This is a genomic window from Granulicella sp. S156 (assembly GCF_009766105.1).
Lineage (GTDB): Bacteria > Acidobacteriota > Terriglobia > Terriglobales > Acidobacteriaceae > Granulicella.
The window spans coordinates 832,341-851,802 of sequence record NZ_LMUH01000013.1 but is presented as its reverse complement, the minus strand read 5'-3'; the positions used below and the strand labels follow the sequence as shown (position 1 = coordinate 851,802).

The window sequence follows — 19,462 nt, the reverse complement described above, 5'->3', positions numbered from 1 at the left end:
CACGTGAACCGTAACTCCCGAAGAGACTTTTCAGGCAGCTCGCAAATCGCCCGCTCACCAACTCCACTTCCATTCCGTCCAATTTGCATTCATAAGAGACTCCCCTCATGCATCTACGTAGGTCCCTCACGCTCGTCGTTGCCGCTCTCGTCGGATGCGCAGCCGTAGCTCAGCAAGTCATCACTCCTGCACCAACCGTCACGACCGCAGTGCCTGCCTTTGAAGTCGCCACCATCAAGCCCTCCGGCCGCACCGACGGCTCCTTGCGCCTCGAACCCACCCCCGACGGTTTTACCGGCATGAACATCTCGCTACTGAACCTGGTCGGCGAGGCCTATGGGATCTTTGACGCTCAACTCATCACGGGCGGACCGCCTTGGATCGATCGCGACAAATTTGACCTCGAAGCCAAATTCAACGCTGCCGAAATTCCCGATGCAAAGAATCTCACCTACCGTCAGCGCGGCGAGATGCTCCAATCTCTGCTCGCGGACCGCTTCCACCTCAAAGTCCACTGGGAAAAGAGAACGTTCCCCGTTTATGACCTCGTCATTGCAAAAGGGGGCCCCAAACTTAGAGAGACGAAACCCGAAGACGTCTTTCAAGGCGTTGGCGGAGCGAGCTGCCTATTTCGCGGCAGCCGCAGGGGATACATCCAGGTCCAGGGCTGCAGGCCTAAGGATCTGGAAGATCATCTCCGCTCTGCGACCGGCCGCACCGTGATCGACAAAACCGGCATCACCACTCGATCCGACTTCGAACTTCGCTGGACACCCGACAACACCCCAGCCGATGCCCCGGAATCCACAGGCCAATCCATCTTTACCGCACTTCAGGAACAACTCGGCCTCAAACTCGTACCCGCCACCGCTCCACTCAACATCCTTGTCATTGACTCCGCATCAAGACCCTCCGAGAACTAACGTAGACACCGTTGATCGTCGTTACCGCGATATGGAACTTCAAAGACCTTCTGCTTTTTGGGTTCATAAACCAGCGAGGTATATCGGGGCCAAACGATTGCCATGGCCTGAAAACATCAGTGACCGCGCGCGTCGAAGCGTTCTCGTGTCTTCTTTATGGAACTCCAGTTCGTTCCGATCCAATGCACCAGTTGCTGCATGGGTACCAGCAGGGTCAATCCAAGAGTGGTCAATTCATATTCCACCCTTGGCGGCACTTCCGGGAAGACTTCCCGTGAGAGCAAGCCATCCCGTTCGAGATTGCGTAGCGTCGTCGTCAACATCCGTTGAGAGATTCCATCGACCATTCTCTGCAGCTCTGAGAACCGGGCACGATTCTTTGGGGTCTTTGCCAGCATGACGATGAGCAGGATGCTCCATTTATCACCAACCTTGGTTAGGAACTCCCGGACGGCCTTGGATTCTTCGTTGTGACACATGAGAGCTAATGGCTCTTTGTTGTACTTGCGCCGCTTTTCCATGGGTTACCTCAATGTGCGTTCCTGCGGCGAAAGTGCCGTCTTCCAATCTTAGCGCTCTCACTTCATGATGTAAGTATTTATTAGTAACCAAGGAGAACCTATGCCTACTTCATCATCGGAAACTTCGGCACCCATCAAGCTTGACATTGGACTCGGCGAACCTAAACCTGTCCTATCGGTATGCCCGATCGAGCTGCCGGCTCCGGGGCGCGACGTCGCTCTGCAACTTCGGGTCTCAGCACCTGTAACTGGAAGTCAGTTGCCAGTCATTGTCTTTTCGCATGGCTTCGGCTCTTCCATGGACGGCTATGCCCCGCTCGTCCACTACTGGGCAGCTCACGGTTTTGTCGTGATCCAGCCCACCTTTCTTGATTCAAAGACACTGGGTCCAAATCCGGCTGCGACGCATAGCGAGGCTGTCAAAGCCTATCTCAGCGATCCCCGGAAATTTGAGATGTGGCGTTATCGCGTAGAAGACGTGAAGCGCATCCTCGACCAGTTTGACTTCATTGAGGATTCCGTCCTGGGATTGAAGGGTCGTCTTGATCGAAGCCGCATCGCCGCCGCTGGGTATTCTTTCGGCGCTCAAACGGCGGCGATGTTATTGGGCGCGAGAGTGATCGGGCTGGACGGTAGCTTAGGGGAGAATCTCTCCGATGCGAGGATCAAGGCAGGTGTGCTGCTATCCGCAGGCGGCCGGGGAGGGGACGCTCTTAGCCCGTTTGCGATCGAGCATTTTCCGCACCTCAATCAAAGCTATGCAAGGATGGAGACACCAACCCTTGTGGTGGCCGGGGATAAGGACGACTCACCACTCACTGTTCTCGGCCCTGAGTGGTTCACGGACGCCTATAACCTCAGCCCAGGAGCCGATTGGCTGGTTACCCTGTTCGGCGGAGAGCACATGCTCGGCGGTATCTCCGGCTATCAGGTGACAGAGACAACGGATGAGGACCCCGAACGAGTTGCGGCGGTACAGCGACTCACTTGTGCCTATCTCAAACGTGCGCTCGGCTTCGGAGACTCATCCTGGGAAGCCGCACGCACTGGTTTCGCGGATAGCGTGGGACAAATTGACGGCAAGTGAAGAATCCAGCTGCAGGTCTCTCCGCTACGGCCGCAAAAAGCGCAGCCTCCGGTCGAGATGACAATTCTGAGGTAGTTCAGCCATTCATCACGGCATCACGCTAACGGCGAAACCGCTCAGCTTGGGGCAGAACTGGAGGCGACGATCAATTGACCGTCGCTTCTAGTTTCAGGTCACGCGAGGAGGAGCCTGCTTTCAAGGTGCGGCTTCCGGTTGGGAGAACCCACGCGTTGGTTGACGTCGACCAGTACTGGAACTGGCGAGGCTCAATCCGGAGAGTTACTTCTTTGCTCTCGTTTGGCTGCAGCGTCAGACGATCAAACGCCACCAGCTTGCGCTCAGCAAACTGCACCCCTGCAGGCCGCTTTTCCGGCGCTTCGAGGTAGACCTGGGGCACTTCGTCACCCGCAACCCTTCCCGTGTTCTTGATGCGGATGGAGACCGTGGCACCGCCATCCGGAGATCTCGTTGCCTTCATATCCGAGTACTCGAAGTGTGTGTAAGAAAGGCCCTCGCCAAAGGCGAAGAGCGGGTCGATCTTACGATCGTCGAACCAGCGATAGCCCACCAGTACACCTTCTGAAAACGTAGTCTTTCCATCGACCCCTTTGGCAGAGCGTTCGGGATGCGCCGGATCGGTTGCAGGGTAATCGCTCAGTTGCTTTGCCCAGGTGAAGGGCAGCCGTCCAGCCGGATTGTTCTGGCCCAGAAGGGTCTTTGCCGTTGCCCATCCCCCTTCATCGCCAGGCCACCACATTTCGAGCACCGCTTTCACCTTCGGCAGCCAGGGCATGGCGATGGCCTGGCTGGTGTTGAGCACAACGATGGTGTTCGGGTTGACGGCAGCAATCTCTTCGACCAAACGGTTTTGTTCGCCCGGAAGGATGAAACTCGGCTTGTCGCGGGTCCAAAGGAATACAACCGCTGTTCTGGCAGAGCGAGCTGCCGTCAAAGCCGCCAGATGATTGGTTTGCCGTGCCGTCGGCGTCATCCAGTTGAGGCGAATCTGTGCCGGCGCCTGTGAAGTGTCTCCGGAAATTTCAACCGAAAGTTTGTGGGAGCCCCGGGTGAGTTGAATCGCACGGCGAACATTATCCAATCCATCCGTCGTTGGGAGCCCGTTGTCCTGCGAAGAGTGCTGGATGTCGCCGTGTACCGTGCCCTTGGTTGCACCAGTACGACCAAGTTCCTTTCCATCGATCAGCAGGCGTCCACGTGTGCCTATGGCCTGCAAGTAAAGCCAGTAGTCGCCGTCGGCGGGCACGGCGAGTTCGCCCGTCCAGGTGATCGCACTGTTGGGAGGGAGGGCGCTGTGATTGGTCTGCGTGAAATCAAGGACAGGATCGACACTCTTCTTGCCATTGGTCTCCGTGCGCAACAAGCCTGGCTGGCCATCATGCGACAACAAGCTCGCAGGAACTGGCGTGCCTGTCATGTCGTCATCCACCGCGTAAACGATCTTTGCGTTGGGAGCGAGTTTTTGCAGGGCTGCAAGCGGGCCGACCTGGCGCTCCGGAAGGCCCGGAGAACGCTCGCCAAAGGTGCCAATGGCGGCGACCTGGCCAGCGGTTGGGCCGATGAGCACGAGGTCGGCGAGGTCCTCCGGCTTAAGAGGAAGGGTGTGGTCGTCGTTCTTCAGGAGGACCGCAGCATCCTCCGCGGTCTTCTCGATGACGGCGGCGTTGGCCTCGATGTCCTGCGGAGTGACGTTGTGTTTCTGCTTGCCATCGAGGTAGCCGAAGCGGTCGATTTCATAGAGTACGCGACGTGCGGCCTGGGTAATGGTGGCCTCTGTGATGGAGCCGTCCTTAAGAGACTCGTTCATGGTCTTCGGATCAGCGTCGCGCGGGAAGGCACCAAGATCCAGTCCGGCTTTGCGCGGCTCTTCTGGAATGGCCCCGCCCAGTATGCCAGCCAGGTCATCCGCGTTCAGCGCGCGGGGCGCACCGCCTTCTACAGTCGCCGTCCGGAAGAAGGTATGCATGAATGCTGCGAAGGGACTGTCGGCTGGGACCTCTCCGGGCATCTCCATATCGAGACCATGATTGATGAATTGAACGCTGTGTACAGCGCCCCAGTCGGATGTGACGAAGCCGCGGAAGCCAATCTGGCCGCGGAGGATCGTCTTGAGTGTGTCGTCGTTGCCGCAGGCGAATGGTCCATTGAGCCTGTTGTAGGAACACATGATGGAAGAGACACCCGCGCGTACAGCTTCTTCGAAGGGGGCGACATAGACCTCGTGAAGTGTCTGCTGATCGATGAAGACGTTATAGGAGTCCGTATCGTAACCGACGTAGTGCTTGGCCTGCGCCATCACTCCCTGCGACTGTGCTCCTCGTATCTCGGCGGCACCCATCTTCCCTGTCAGGAAAGGGTCCTCTCCGAGGGTGTTGTAGCCGCGTGCGAAGGTGAGGTCGCGATCGATATTGATGAACGGCTGAAGCACGACATCGATGCCGAGCGATCTCGCTTCACGCCCAATGACGACGCCATTCTGCTCCGCGTCGTGAAGGCTGAACGTAGCGGCAACACCCATGGTCGCGGTCTCGGCCTGCGATGGAACACGGGTCAAGACCCCGGGAGGTCCATCGGCGAAGCGAAGGGAGGGGATGTGCAGACGGGGGACTCCGGGAAGATAGCCGGCCTGCCCCTGGTACTCCGACTCGGGTTCCACACCGCCCCGAATAAGGTTCATCTTCTCTTCCAGGGTCATCTGATGCAACAAGCGATCGATGCGGGCTTCATTCGCCTTCTCCGCCGGGACAGCCTGGGCACAGGATGCGATTGGAACTGCGACCATAAAACAGACGGAAGCAAACAGACGTATTCTTTCGAGTCTCACCACAATCACTCCTTTTTTCGGATGCCTTTGGAAATATGTTGCTAGTGGGAACAAGATGCGCCATCCATATTACTCACATCTCTTGATCATGGGCTTCGCGGTAATCGGCTTAAGGGGTCGCCGTCGTGGTATTTGCAATGAAGTATTCTTCCTGAGACAGCAGACATACGCCAGTAGTCGCTCAGGAGTAAAACAACATGGCAACAAAGCAAGTTTTCAGGAGGACACGGGCCTTGGCACAAACCGGAATCATTCTCGCAGCGGGTGCGCTCAGCGCCGCAGGAATAGCCCAACAGCCTGCAGCCTTCGGGCCGTCGAACCCTTTCTACGCGGCAAGTACCTTGCCCTTCCACGCGCCGCCTTTCGACAAGATCCACGACAGTGACTATCAGCCAGCGATCGAGGCCGGCATGGCCCAACAACGTGTGGAGATCAACGCGATTGCGAACGATCCAGCCGCACCGACCTTTGAGAACACCATCGTTGCGATGGAGCGGTCCGGCCAACTTCTGAATCGCGTGATGGGAGTCTTCGGAGGAGTCACAGGCGCGAACACCAATCCCACACTCCAGAAGGTGCAGGAGATCGAAGCTCCAAAGCTCGCCGCACATCAGGATGCCATCAATCTCGACAGCAAGCTCTTCGCGCGTATCACCAAGCTTTATGAACAGCGCGAGTCGCTCAAGCTAGAGGCAGAGCAACTGCGTCTGCTGGAGTTCTACTACCGTCAGTTTGTCCACGCTGGAGCGAACCTCTCCGAGGACGACAAGACCAAGCTGAAGAAGCTGAACGAAGAGGACTCCGTTCTCTCGAACGCCTTCATCACGAAACTGCTTGCCGCCACCAAGGATGCCGCGTACGGCACCACCGATAAAGCCACGCTTGCCGGCCTGAGCGACCCGCAGATCACCGCCGCAGAGCTCACCGCGAAGGACCGCAAGCAGGAGGGCTTCGTCATTCCACTGCAGAACACCACGCAGCAACCTGACCTCGCGCAACTGACCGATCGCACCGCTCGGCATACCCTCTTCCAGGACTCATGGACGCGGGCCGAGCGTGGTGGAACCAACGACACTCGCGACACGATCGCACGTATCGCGCAGATTCGCGCACAGAAGGGACAGCTGCTCGGCTTCCCCAATTATGCGGCGTGGAACCTGCAGGACCAGATGGCGAAGACTCCCGAGGCTGCGCTGCACTTCATGGATGCGCTCGTACCGGCCGCAACCGCCAAGGCCCAGAGCGAAGGCAAGGACATTCAAGACCTGATCGACGCGCAGAAGGGCGGTTTCAAACTCCAACCCTGGGACTGGAATTTTTACTCCGAGCAGGTTCGCAAGGCGAAGTATGACCTCGACGAATCCGAGGTGAAACCTTACTTCGAACTGAATCGCGTGTTGCAAGACGGCGTCTTCTACGCGGCACATGAGCTCTACGGCATCAGCTTCAAGGAACGCAAAGATATCCCGGTCTACAACCCCGACGTGCGTGTCTTCGAGGTCTCGGATGCCGACGGCAAGCCGCTCGCGCTCTTCTACTGCGACTACTTCAAACGCGATAACAAGAACGGCGGCGCGTGGATGGATGTCTTCGTAGGCCAGTCGAAGCTGCTCGGCACACTGCCGGTGATCTACAACGTTGCCAACTTCGCCAAGCCCGCGCTCGTCGGACCGGCGCTGATCAGCTTCGACGACGTCATCACCATGTTCCATGAGTTCGGCCATGGCCTGCATGGCATGTTCGCTAACACGACGTATCCCAGTCTCTCGGGAACGCAGGTGCCGCGCGACTTTGTCGAGTTCCCTTCGCAGTTCAACGAGCACTGGGCGAGCTATCCGCAGGTCTTCAACCACTTTGCACACCACTACCAGACCGGCGCGCCCATGCCTGCGGAGCTGGTGGCAAAGCTCAAGAAGGCCGCGACCTTCAACCAGGGCTATGGGCTCACCGAGATCCTCGCAGCGGCAGAGCTGGATATGCAGTGGCATACGATCTCACCCTCCGCACCGATCCAGAACCCGGATACCTTTGAACAAGCCGCTCTGGAGCGCACGCATCTCTCGCTGGGCACTGTTCCGCCGCGCTACCGCTCCAGCTATTTCATGCATATCTGGGGCAATGGTTATGCAGCGGGCTACTATGCCTATCTGTGGAGCGAGATGCTCGATGACAACGCCTTCCAATGGTTCGAAGACCACGGCGGCCTCACACGAGCCAACGGCGACCGCTTCCGTAGTATGGTGCTCTCGCGAGGCAACACTGAGGATCTGGAGAAGATGTATTCCACGTGGCTTGGTGCGGAGCCGAACGCTAAGCCTATGTTGAAGTATCGCGGGTTGACTGAAGACGGTTCGGCCAAGTAGCTGTGTGGGCCAATCTATGAGCAACTTCATCTGCTCATGGATTGCCCACGCCTCTTACTACAACGTGTCCCCAGGCTTCTTCGGTGGCACGAACATCTGCACAATACAGGGGTTTCTCCGCTCCCGCTGGTCGGTCGAAATGACAGGTATTGGGGCAGGTTTACAAGCACAACTGTAGTACTAGGTAGCCGTGGCTTGCAGGTCAGTGATGTATTGAATTCCCTCCGGCCAGGGGCCGAAACCGTTAGAAACACTGATGTGCCCGCAGGTACCGAGTGTGATCAACTTGCTTCCCCAAGCCTCGGATAGCGTTGTAACTCGTTCGAGCGAGATGTAGGGATCATCGGTGCTCGCGATTACTGTGCTTGGAAAGGGTAAGCGACGGGTGGGAACCGGGGAAAAGCCGGTGGTGCCCTCCGGAAAGGTTGCGGCCTCGGTGTCACTCGGCGCAACGATGAGGGCACCGACGATTTTCCTGCCATAGTGATTTGCCCAGTGGGCGATCGTCACCGATCCCAGCGAGTGCCCGACGAGAATGACGTGATCATTCTCTTTTCGAATAGCAGTGTCAAGAACTGTGATCCAGTCGTGACAGATTGGAGTATTCCAGTCGAGTTGGTTCACCCTAACGAACTCCGGGTGTTGCGTCTCCCATTGCGACTGCCAGTGTTCTGGCCCAGATCCGTAGAGGCCGGGGATGATTAAGATTTTGGCGGGCGACGAAGTGCTTTGGACTGACATCTTCCTTATTGTAAAACCGCTGTCAGCGATTCAGCCGCAAGTCACGAACGCAGCGGAACCCAATATGGTTGCTTGCGCTGCTCGCTTCTCCTTTGCCCCGAGTGCCTATGATGAAGCGAGTGCAGTACTGCTCGGTGCAGATAAAAGACCCGCCTCGTTGTACACGCTTCTGAACGCCGGGTTCATTGGGATCGTTTGAGTTAGCGGGACCATGCGGATTGTGAGCTACAGCGTTGGTGGCACTCAACTCCGAGTAGTAATCTGCGCGATACCAATCAGCAGTCCACTGCCAGACATTTCCTGTAATGTCGTATAGCCCATAGCCGTTAGCTGGAAACTGCGCGACTGGAGCGATGCCTGCAAAGCCATCTTCAGCGGTATCGTGATCGGGGAAACTGCCCTGGTGGGTGTTTATCATCCACGTTCCATGGGGGTGCATCTCGTCGCCCCAGGCGTAGGGTTTCCCTGTAAGACCCCCGCGAGCGGCAAACTCCCACTCCGCCTCTGTAGGCAGGCGTTTGCCCACCCACTTCGCATAGGCGCTCGCATCCTCAAAGGCGACATGGACAACCGGATACTTCGCACGACCATGAAGATTGCTGCTGGGTCCGAGTGGATGGCGCCAGTTCGCTCCGGGCACATAGCGCCACCACTGCGTGTAGTCGTCGAGCGCGACAGCATGTGTTGGAGGAGTGAATACGAGCGAACCAGGCACAAGCTGCGAGGGATCGACGCCCGGAAAATCTTCGGGGCGTGGTTTACGCTCTGCAACGGTTACATATCCTGTAGCGCGCACAAATCGTTCGAACTCTTCGTTGGTGACATCGGTCTTGTCCATCAAGAAACCATCCACATAGACGCGGTGGATGGGACGGCAGTCTTCCATGGCCTCATGGCCGCCGTGAGGGAGAGATCGAGGGTCGTTGCATCCCATCGAAAATTCGCCGCCAGAAATGAGAGTCATGCCTGCGGGAATATTCGCTGGAGGCTTGATCTTGTTCGGTACTGTGGGCAGGAAGATGTTTCGACCTGCAACCGGTCCGCTGGCCAGGACACGGGCCCCTCCGTGTATCAGCAATCCAATTGAGGCTGCGCTCAAAATCATAAGAACGAGAGCCAGACCTAGCAGCATCGATCTACGTTTCATTGCTTACCATCACTCCTTTCCAGCGATGCGGCCGGCGATCGATTCGGCTAAACAGGGCGCACCGGTTCGTTTGGCGAGATGCCGTCAGGATTGTTTACTACTGCTCCCGCAGGAGCTTTCACCGGTCCATGAAGAAGGGGATCCTGCGTTGCGATCATCCACCGGTTTAGACGATCACGCATCTCCTGCAAGGTGGTCTGGTGTTCTGCCTTGTCAGCCAGGTTGTTGTGCTCTGTTGGATCGAAGAGTAGGTCGTATAGGCTTTCTTGTGCCAAGAGTTGCTTCCCCCACCCTGCCTGCAACCATAGATCCTTGCTGGGGCCATCATCGCAGTTAGGAAGTACGGGAGTGTGCTTGTCTCCGAAACGCTTGATGTACTTCCAGCGTGATGTACGTACAGCGCGCAATGGCTCGTAGGCAGCGTGATAGTTTACTTCCGCAAAGATCTCTTCATTGATCTGATCTGTTTTTCCGGTCAGAACCGGCAGGAAAGATTTACCTTGCAGCCACGCTGGAGATTGAATGCCGAGGTAATCGCAGAGGGTTGGAAACACATCAAGTTGGGAGATCATAGCGTCCTGCGCAACGCCATGAGCAATGCCTGGGCCTCGAAGGATCAGGGACACACCCCAACCATCGTCCGTGAGATTGCACTTCATACGCGGGAAAGCGATGCCATGATCTGTCGTACTGATGATGAGCGTGTTATCCAGATAGCCATTGCGTTCAAGGGCCTCGAGGACCTTCGCTACACCTTCATCCAGAATCCTTGCGCTTGCCCGGAAGCTGGCAAAGTCCTTGCGTGTCGCCTTGGCATCGGGAATCGGGCGGGGCGGCGCCACATAGTTCAATGGATCATCCGCTGTGGGCTCAGGATAGTTCCTGTGAGTTTCGAAGAATCCAACGTCAAGAAAGAATGGGCCCTGTGGGCGGCTATCCAGATAGGCTGCCGCCGCCGGCGCGACGATCCGCGCACTCAATCCGTTTTGCCCCGCAGCCGCTGGCTTGCGTGGGAGAATCCGGTCGTAGCCGATCGTCTCGGAGACCTTTGCTACATGTTGCATACCTGCGAGCACTGACGTATAACCCACCGTTTTGAGGGTGTGAATGATGTGCTGCTGGTAATCATTTAGAGCAAAGCCTCGGTGCGCCAAGCCAAGCATCCCATTGTTGTGCGGATAGAGACCTGTGAGGAGAGCCGCTCTGCTGGGCGAACAGGTCGGCGCTACGCTAAAGGCCTGGCGAAAGATCGTCCCCTCATCTGCCAAACGCTGCAGGTGAGGTGTCGGTACGTTATAGCCGTACGGCTGAAGATAGCGTCCGGAGTCATGCGAGTGAATATAGACGATGTTGGGCCGGAATGATTGCGTCTCGCCGGGCGTAGCGAGTGCGGGCCGCAGGTGCGACGCCATTCCAGTCGCAGCAACACCTTTGAGAAATAGACGTCTCGATATATCCCGGCCTACCACCCCTTCTTCACTCATCGTATTCTCTCTTCTCCCTGAAATATCTCTGGCTAACTAAACCTCAAGAGCCATGCGCACGACCTAGAGACTGGGCGTGCGCATGGCTTGAGCGATCCGGACATAAGAGCCGGACTGTTGTCTGAAGACGAGGTTACTTCAACTCGATCGTTACGGTCTTGATCGAGCCTGTAAAACGATTCGGGCTTGCGTACTCCGTGCTTACCGGAGATCCCAGATCGCTACCTACATCGAGTGTCTCTGTTGGGGAAGCACCGAGGATATTGGCGAACTCCTCCTCCTGCTGCGTTCCATTGACGTTGAGCTGCACTTTACCTGGCCGAATGCCACGTGGGCCAAGGATGGTAAGCGCACCCGCATTCGGAGTGGCTGCATCGGGAGTTACCTGCAACTCAATGTGTGCGGGACCAGGGGCGAGTGGCTCGGTCGAGACGATACGACCTGCGCGCTTGCCATAGGCATTCACTTCATAGATGACATGGCGATCCTTGATGAAGAGGGTGTAGCCTCCGTAGCGGGAACCCTGCGCAAGAATAACGCCGTCGCCTCCAGATGCTGGGATGACTACGTCCGCGTTGATCTGATGAGGTCGTCCGACAAGTTGAGGTCCCACGCGATTGGGCAGTCGCTCAACCCCTTCGCGAAAGACGAAGACCGTTCTGCCATTGAAGGATGAGGGCTGCTGCGCCAGAGTGGGAATCAGCGGATAGGCATGGTTGCGCTCTGCTTCCTGGTTGAAGAGTACCTGCAGCTCCTTCAATTTTTCTGGATACTTTGCGGCCAGATCGTGTGCCTGGCTGTAGTCGTCGTTCAGGTTATAGAGCTCCCACGGATGCCGATCGAGATCGGTATGCGGCCCGAGGGTAAAGGCGCCCTTCGGTTCCCACGTCCAGGCATAGCGATCACCGGCCCACCAACCATCCTTGTAGATGGCCCGGTTGCCGCTGGTTGCGAAGTACTGCACATGGTGATGGCTGGGCTCATCAGGATGGTCGAAGGTATAGAGAAAGCTCGAACCTTCCAACGGAATTTGTTGGATGCCTTCGAAGGTATCGGGGAATTTAATTCCTGCGGCTTCGTAGATCGTCGGAGCGACGTCATTGACATGCTGGAACTGGCTGCGGAGACCGCCGGTGTTCTTGATGCGGGCGGGCCATGAGATGACCAGCGGATCGCGCGTTCCACCAAGATGTGACGCGTCCTGCTTGGTTCCCTGGAAGGGAGTTCCAAGAGCCCAGGCCCAGGCCGCTGCATAGTGATTCATGAAGACTTCACTGCCCAGCTCATCGCTAACGGCGAGCCGCTCAGGAACGGTTGCAGGCGCCCCAGCATCGTTGAGTAGATCGGTTCCTTCGATACCGCCTTCAGCGCTGCCGCCGTTATCTCCGAAGATTTCGAGGACGAGCGTGTTGTCGCTTTTGCCTTCTTCACGGATCGCCTGCAGGACGCGGCCGACTTCATAGTCTGCCTGTTCGGCAAACCCGGCGAAGACCTCAGCCTGATGGGCCACCAGCTGCTGCTCATCGGCGGAGAGTGAGTCCCATGCAGGCAGCCCGGCAGGGCGTGGGGTTAGTTCCGCATTCGCCGGAATTACACCCAACTGCTTCTGGCGCGCGAAGGTCTCTTCGCGCAGCTTGTCCCAGCCTTGATCAAAGTGGCCCTTGTACTTATCGATCCATTGCTTCGATACCTGGAGCGGCGTGTGAACGGCACCAGGCGCAAAGTAGAGGAAGAAGGGCTTGTCCGGTGCAATTCCATCATGCGCGTGCAGCCAACGGATAGCGTCGTTGGCGATGTCCGTGGTGAGGTTGTATCCCTCCTGTGGCGTGGATCCGGGCTCGACGGGAACCGTATCGCGGAAGAGGCGAGGATAGTACTGATTGTCGGCGCCTTGAATGAAGCCGTAGAAGTGTTCAAAGCCGCGCCCGGTGGGCCAGCGATCGAATGGACCGGCGGAGGTCGTCTCCCAGAGTGGCGTATTGTGCCATTTGCCGAAGGCGGCTGTGCTGTAACCATTAGCCTTAAGTACCTCTGCAAGAGATGCTGCGTTCTTTCCCCACTGTGCGTTGTATCCCGGATAGCCGGAGGCTGCTTCGGCAACCGTTCCAAAGCCAACCTCATGGTTATTTCGGCCGGAGAGAAGTGCTGCACGGGTCGGAGAGCAGAGAGAGTTCACATGAAACTCGTTATAGCGAAGACCCTGCCTGGCCAGTCCATCGAAGGTTGGCGTGGTGATCGCACCGCCAAATGTAGCTGTTGCGCTGAAGCCAACGTCGTCGATCAAGATCAGCACAACATTCGGCGCACCCTTTGGTGCCTGCGGGCCTTTAGGCCATTCTGGAGCAGGAGTGGCTGTGGCGCTATGCGTCCCTTCCGCGTTCGGCTGCGGCTGATTCGTTTGAGCCTGTGCAGATAAAGAACGAAGTGAAAGCAGGAGAAGCGCTGCCATCACGGATAAAGTTCGGTTTTTCATGGTCTCCTCTGGAATGATTCCGTGTACTCAAAACAAATACCGGGGTCGCTCCCTATGGTTTGGTGCACCCTCAGTTGAATGACATCAGTGTGTGCGCAGGCATAGACAGAGTGCCTCAAGCGACACGAGTGGAGGCCACCCTTTGTTATGTAAAGTCGAGAAATTTAGATAGGGAATGGATCGTGCCCAGCAGCACTGCGGAATGCTGTAAGTGGCGTACTATCCAAAAGTTATCTCGGGTGGGGAGAGACTCAGCGGCTGTGGCTACAACATATCCCGGCGCAACGCAGACAACACGAAGCACAACAGACATATCTTGATGGAACAGAAGGGTTCGTCATTGAGTTTAGTGAAGCTATAAACTTTCCTCAAGCTACACACCCCCTATTTGCATGTCAAGCAATGGCACTTTGGCGCCGGCGCATCTTTCACAATGCGAGGACATAGCTTTTAGAACGTACTACAAACTTGTTTTAGGAATGAGTTAGCCCACTTTAATGGTGTTTACGTTGGACAACTCTTGACTTTTCCATGTATCCATGGCTCAATCAATAAAGCAATGCAGAAAACATACACATCCTTGTTTGCTTCTACGTTCGCTCCCTGCGCGACTCCCCGTCGCCTTTGTTGCTAGTTACCCGTAACACCCCCCTCTAAATCCCTCTCTGTTTCTGGCCAGTTCTGCAGGTAAAGCCGTCAGTGTGCTTGCCTCTAAGACATATTCCGCCTATCGCGTGATCCACATGCAGGGCATTTTATTTCGCGTTCTAAAGGGCTTGAATGAACATACATTTCAAAAAAGTCAGGCCAGTATACGCAGGCCTTCTTGTCACTACTTTCTTGCTTGGCGGTCTTATCGTCTCTGACGTCATCACACCAGTGACTGCAGCTCACACCTCACCTCAGGAAGCCACTGCCCCTCCCCAGGTGCCTACTCCTGAGCAGACTGCCTTCTTTGAGCAAAACATTCAGCCGATTCTTACCAATCACTGCTATGACTGCCACTCGACGCAGACTCGGTCTGCCGGTGGCCTGCGTTTGGATGATCGGGATGCTCTGCTGACGGGCGGCAAGTCTGGTCCAGCGATCGTCCTCGGAAAACCCGATGACAGCCTTTTGTTTCAGCGCGTTATTTCTACGGATACCAAGACGCGCATGCCCAAAGGCGAAGATGAACCGCTCTCCGCAAAAGAGATTGCCGACCTGAAGGCATGGATACAGCAAGGCGCAGTATGGTCTGCCGGTAAAGGCGCAGCTCCAGCCGCCACCGCAGGAAAACCTGCGCATGCCGCAGCCGTTGCTTATCCGAGACCAGCGACTCCCGAACAGTTGGCGTACTTCGAGAAGAATGTTCGTCCTATTTTGGTCAACCGCTGCTACAACTGCCACTCGGATGCTTTCAAAGAAGCCGGTGGATTGCGTGTAGACGTGGGAATCAGCATCTTTGCGGGCGGAAATGACGGACCTGTGATCGTTCCCGGACATCCGGAGAAGAGCCTGCTCATTGAGCGGGTAAAGACCGCAGACAGCAAGAAGCGCATGCCTCAGGAGAGCGACGAGGCACTGCCCGCGAACGAAGTTGCGATTCTGGAGACATGGATTAAGAACGGCGCGGCGTGGCCGGATGAGACCGAGAAGCTGCCGCAGACACCTGCCCGGCTTGCAGCGGCCTATCCAAAGCTGCGTGCTCATTACTGGTCCTGGCAGCCGCTTACCAATCCAACGGTTCCTACTGTTGCCGACCCCACATGGTCCTCGACGAACATCGACCATTTCATCCTGAGCAAGCTTGAAGAGAAGAAGCTCGCACCGGTCAAGGATGCCGATCCAATTACGCTGATTCGCCGCGTGAGCTACGACCTCACAGGTCTCCCACCCACTCCGGCAGAGGTGAAAGCGTTCCAGAAGGATCATTCTCAGCAGGCTTACATCAAGCTCGTGGATCGTCTTCTGGCCTCGCAGCAGTTCGGCGAACGCTGGGGCCGTCACTGGCTGGACGTCGCGCGTTACGCTGAGTCCTCCGGCCCTTCGCGCAACATGCCTTATCCCAATGCGTGGCGCTATCGCGATTACGTCATTGATGCCGTCAATCGGGATGTTCCTTACAATCGCTTCCTACAGGAGCAGCTAGCAGGAGATCTACTTCCTGCAGCGACGCCGGCTGAGCATGATCGTTTGCTGATCGCGACCGGATATCTCGCTCTGGGCCCCAAGGATGTCAATCAGCGTTTCAAGGCCCGCTTCAAGATGGACAACGTCGATGACCAGATCGATACTGTCACTCGCTCCACGATGGCCCTCACGGTATCCTGCGCGCGGTGCCACGATCATAAGTTCGATCCCATTCCAGCCACCGACTACTATGCACTGGCCGGCATCTTTACAAGCACAGTAGATGCCGCAGGGTTGGGAAGCAAGATGGGCGGCAGCAGCCTGGCTTATTACGAGCCCAAGCAGCTCGGATATCTGAGCACAGCGTCTCAGGCGCCCGCGATCCCGAAAGAACAGGTCGACAAACTAAAGGCTGAGACAGATGCCGCCAAGAAGGACTTCGACGCTCTCCAGGTCATCCTGAAAAAGGAAGAAGAGGCAAAGAAGACCAATCCTTTACCTCCTCCGTCAGCGGAAGAGAAGCATAGACGTCTGACGATCACAGCGAACTATATCCAGCACAAGGAAGACCTGCAGCTTCTCACCGATCTGGGAGAACGCGGCTACGCGGTACATAGCGTGCATGATGGTGCTATCGCCGATACCACGGTCCGAATTCGCGGTGTGGAAGAGCGCCATGGGCCAGCTGTACCCCGAGGCTTCCTGACGCTGATCAGCCTGCCCAATACGCCGCAGATTCCTGCGGATCACAGCGGACGTCTTGAATTGGCGGAATGGATTACACGTCCTGATAATCCGCTGACGTCGAGGGTGTATGTGAACCGCGTCTGGCAGCATCTGTTTGGCACGGGTATCGTCAGCAGCCTGGACAACTTCGGAGTTACAGGCGATCAACCCTCCAACCCGGAACTGCTCGACTATCTTGCTCAGGACTTCATTCGCAATGGATGGTCGACTAAGAAACTCGTCCGGGAGGTTGTGCTGACTCGCGCCTACCGGCTCGGTTCGGATGTCCCGGCTGGGTATCGTGACATCGATCCCGCAGATCACTATGTATGGAGGCATGCACCGCGCCGTTTGGAATCTGAAGAGATTCGCGACAGCATTCTGGCTTCTTCCGGACAGCTTGATCTCAATCATCCCAAGGGCTCGCCTTCCATGGCCCTGCGGATGATCGAGATGCGCGACGATGGCCCGGTGGTTCACTCTATTCTGTCTGCGGCTGATCGCAGTCACTACCGGAGTGTCTACCTGCCACTACTTCGCGACGAGATTCCCCGGCCGCTGGCAGCTTTCGATCCTGTCACGCAAACGCTTGTGACCGGACAGCGTGACACAACGACAGTTCCTTCGCAGGCGCTGTTCATGCTCAACTCGCCGTTCGTTCGCCAGCAGTCCTTGAAGCTTGCCGACAACCTGCTTGCGAATCGCTCCGAGAGCGATGCTGAACGGATTCGACAAGCGTATGAGCGAGTACTGGATCATGGCCCGACACCTCAGGACACGGCAAGAGTCACGGCCTTTCTGACTCGTTACTCGGACACGTGGAGGAAATCACATCCGGCTACTGCACATCTAGTTACTTCTAGTCCGGGATCTGCGCACGTTGCACTGGTAGGGGGTCAGAACTCCTCCATCACCAACGGCATCGTTCGCTCGGATGGGCTGGCACAGGATGATGCAGTCGATAACGCCAACGAGAAGCAGGACGACACGCCCATTACCGCGCCAGACAGTGCCAAAGAAGCAGCCTGGGCAGCCTTTGTGCAGTCGCTATATGGTTCTGCTGCCTTTCAGTTCGTCAGGTAGCACACACGTTTGAAAACAATTATGGAGAAGCCAGATATGTCGGAATATAAACCGCTCATTACAACTCGCCGCAACGTTCTACGTGCCGCCGGTGCGGGATTCGGTCATCTTGCACTGGCCGGCCTTCTCGGCTCCATCGCGAAGAAGGCCGCCGCCGCAGAGCTAAATGCCCTGAACCCACTCGCACCGAAACGGCCACCGCTTCCAGCGAAAGCCAAACGCATTATCTTCCTGTTCCAGGAAGGTGCCATGTCGAGCGTCGATACCTTTGAGTACAAACCGGAGCTCGAGAAACGCAATGGCAAATCCGGACCTGGTGGCGGCACCATTACCGCTTCCAAGTTCAAATTCAAACAATACGGAAACTCCGGGGCATGGTTCTCGGAGCTGATGCCGAATATTGCCAAACATGCTGACGATCTCTGCTTCATACGCGGTCTCTACACAGATACACCGGCCCACCCACAAGCTGTTGTGCAACTGCATACGGGTAGCGCTAACGCCTCGCTAACTCGCCCCAGCATGGGTTCCTGGTTGCTGTATGGTCTCGGTACAGAGAATCAGGATCTTCCCGGCTATGTCACAATCAACCCGCCTGTCGCTTTCGGCGGAGCTTCGAACTACGGCAGCGCTTTTCTTCCCGCCTACTATCAAGGGACAGCCATTAGCGATGCGGGCGGCATGCCGAACATCGCAGCTGCGACGTCCAAAGAACTTGAGCGCGAGCAGATCGACCTCATCCAGGATCTCAATCATGAGGTGGCAGCTAATCCAGGGGCGCCCGAAGCTGTGGATGGAGTTATCAAGTCCTATGAATTGGGCTTCCGCATGCAGGACAGCGTGCCTGCCCTACTGGATATCTCAAAAGAGCCGCAACATGTTCTGGATGCTTATGGGGTTAAACCGGGTCTGGATGGTTCCTTTGCACGCCAGTGCCTGATGGCTCGCAGGCTCAGCGAAGCTGGTGTACGGTTTGTCGAAATCCGCCAGCCTGGCTGGGATCATCACACGAATCTACACAACGGCCTCATCGAACAGAATCGCAGAATCGATCAGCCAACCGCCGCGCTTCTGGAAGATCTAAAACAGCGTGGCCTGCTCGAAGACACTCTTGTGCTCTTTGGCTCAGAGTTCGGACGCTTGCCGACATCGCAGGGAGCCGATGGACGAGACCACAACATTACTGGCTATGCGATGTTCCTCACCGGCGCCGGAGTAAAAAAAGGATTTAGTTACGGTGGCACCGATGAGCTAGGCATGGCAGCCGTCGACGGTCGCATGCACATCAACGACCTGCACGCCACATTGCTGGGACTGATGGGTATCGACCACGAGCAACTTACCTACCGTTATGCCGGTCGCGACTTCCGGCTAACGAATGTCGCCGGGGTCGTTCAACGACAGGTGTTCGCCTAATCCTATGAATATTACCCATCCAAATTATTGTTGTTCCGCCATGTACCGTTCGGGCACACGGCGAACAGCGATCTATATCTCCAGCTGACGTTAGGGCTGCATTGTGGACAGGCCCGCTCGCCAGCATCTTTGGAGCGAGCTTTTCTATTTTTAGCCGGGTGCACTTTCCAACTAGCGAAGCTCAACCAGAGAGGAACTATAAAATGCCGCAAAAGATAGTCAAAAATGCATTGAATAAGATAGTGGCAGTTGGGGTTATAGGTCTCATGTCTACCGTAGCGTTTGCGCAACAATCCTCTGATTCGACTCAATCATCGAACCATGCGCAGGAAACACTGCCTACCTCAAAGGCTAAGAAACTGACACGTGCTGAGTTCGATGCCCTTTTGGCTCATCCCGACCAGGTATTGCTTATCGATGTTCGCAGGCCCGATGAGATCTCTTCGATCGGAGGCTTCCCTGTTTATCTCAGCATCCAGATCAAGGACCTGAAGAATCATCTCGGCGAGATTCCAAAGGACAAGCTCATCATCACAGTCTCGAA

The 19,462-nt window shown here is 56.4% G+C and carries 12 protein-coding genes; 6 read left to right on the top strand and 6 right to left on the bottom strand.

Going from position 1 to position 19,462, the window contains the following annotated elements:
- Window positions 1-107 precede the first annotated feature (107 nt).
- Window positions 108-923 (top strand): TIGR03435 family protein, encoded by an 816-nt coding sequence (locus GSQ91_RS13305; RefSeq protein WP_158822114.1) that lies wholly within the window; start codon window positions 108-110, stop codon window positions 921-923.
- Between the two features lie 116 nt (window positions 924-1,039).
- Here GSQ91_RS13305 and GSQ91_RS13300 read toward each other — a convergent pair whose 3' ends face one another.
- On the bottom strand, window positions 1,040-1,444 hold the full coding sequence (locus GSQ91_RS13300; protein ID WP_158822112.1) for a helix-turn-helix domain-containing protein: 405 nt from the start codon (window positions 1,442-1,444) through the stop codon (window positions 1,040-1,042).
- Between the two features lie 100 nt (window positions 1,445-1,544).
- Between GSQ91_RS13300 and GSQ91_RS13295 the strand changes: the two genes are divergently transcribed.
- The gene (locus tag GSQ91_RS13295; protein ID WP_158822110.1) at window positions 1,545-2,531 is read left to right on the top strand and encodes a chlorophyllase; all 987 of its coding nucleotides are present in this window, start codon (window positions 1,545-1,547) and stop codon (window positions 2,529-2,531) included.
- 145 nt (window positions 2,532-2,676) lie between these two features.
- Here GSQ91_RS13295 and GSQ91_RS13290 read toward each other — a convergent pair whose 3' ends face one another.
- A complete protein-coding gene (locus tag GSQ91_RS13290) occupies window positions 2,677-5,373 on the bottom strand; it encodes a glycoside hydrolase family 3 protein (protein ID WP_254064560.1) in 2,697 nt (898 codons plus the stop codon).
- Between the two features lie 233 nt (window positions 5,374-5,606).
- Between GSQ91_RS13290 and dcp the strand changes: the two genes are divergently transcribed.
- On the top strand, window positions 5,607-7,736 hold the full coding sequence (gene dcp / locus GSQ91_RS13285; protein ID WP_254064559.1) for a peptidyl-dipeptidase Dcp: 2,130 nt from the start codon (window positions 5,607-5,609) through the stop codon (window positions 7,734-7,736).
- Between the two features lie 180 nt (window positions 7,737-7,916).
- Here dcp and GSQ91_RS13280 read toward each other — a convergent pair whose 3' ends face one another.
- From GSQ91_RS13280 to GSQ91_RS13265, 4 genes are all read right to left on the bottom strand, one after another.
- Window positions 7,917-8,477: an alpha/beta hydrolase gene (locus GSQ91_RS13280; protein WP_158822105.1), complete on the bottom strand. Its 561-nt coding sequence runs from the start codon at window positions 8,475-8,477 to the stop codon at window positions 7,917-7,919.
- Window positions 8,478-8,499: 22 nt separating this feature from the next.
- Window positions 8,500-9,624 carry a formylglycine-generating enzyme family protein gene (locus GSQ91_RS13275; RefSeq protein WP_158822103.1) on the bottom strand — a complete coding sequence of 375 codons (1,125 nt, stop codon included), beginning with the start codon at window positions 9,622-9,624 and terminating at the stop codon, window positions 8,500-8,502.
- Window positions 9,625-9,671: 47 nt separating this feature from the next.
- On the bottom strand, window positions 9,672-11,108 hold the full coding sequence (locus GSQ91_RS13270) for a sulfatase (protein ID WP_216845222.1): 1,437 nt from the start codon (window positions 11,106-11,108) through the stop codon (window positions 9,672-9,674).
- Window positions 11,109-11,241: 133 nt separating this feature from the next.
- Window positions 11,242-13,581: an arylsulfatase gene (locus GSQ91_RS13265; protein WP_158822101.1), complete on the bottom strand. Its 2,340-nt coding sequence runs from the start codon at window positions 13,579-13,581 to the stop codon at window positions 11,242-11,244.
- Window positions 13,582-14,361: 780 nt separating this feature from the next.
- Between GSQ91_RS13265 and GSQ91_RS13260 the strand changes: the two genes are divergently transcribed.
- The 3 genes from GSQ91_RS13260 to GSQ91_RS13250 all read left to right on the top strand — a co-directional run.
- Window positions 14,362-17,502: a DUF1549 domain-containing protein gene (locus tag GSQ91_RS13260; RefSeq protein WP_158822099.1), complete on the top strand. Its 3,141-nt coding sequence runs from the start codon at window positions 14,362-14,364 to the stop codon at window positions 17,500-17,502.
- A 36-nt stretch (window positions 17,503-17,538) separates the two neighbouring features.
- Window positions 17,539-18,918, top strand: coding sequence for a DUF1501 domain-containing protein (locus GSQ91_RS13255; protein ID WP_158822097.1), 1,380 nt, complete (start codon window positions 17,539-17,541; stop codon window positions 18,916-18,918).
- Between the two features lie 266 nt (window positions 18,919-19,184).
- A partial coding sequence (locus GSQ91_RS13250) for a hypothetical protein (protein ID WP_216845220.1) occupies window positions 19,185-19,462 on the top strand: 278 nt, incomplete at its 3' end.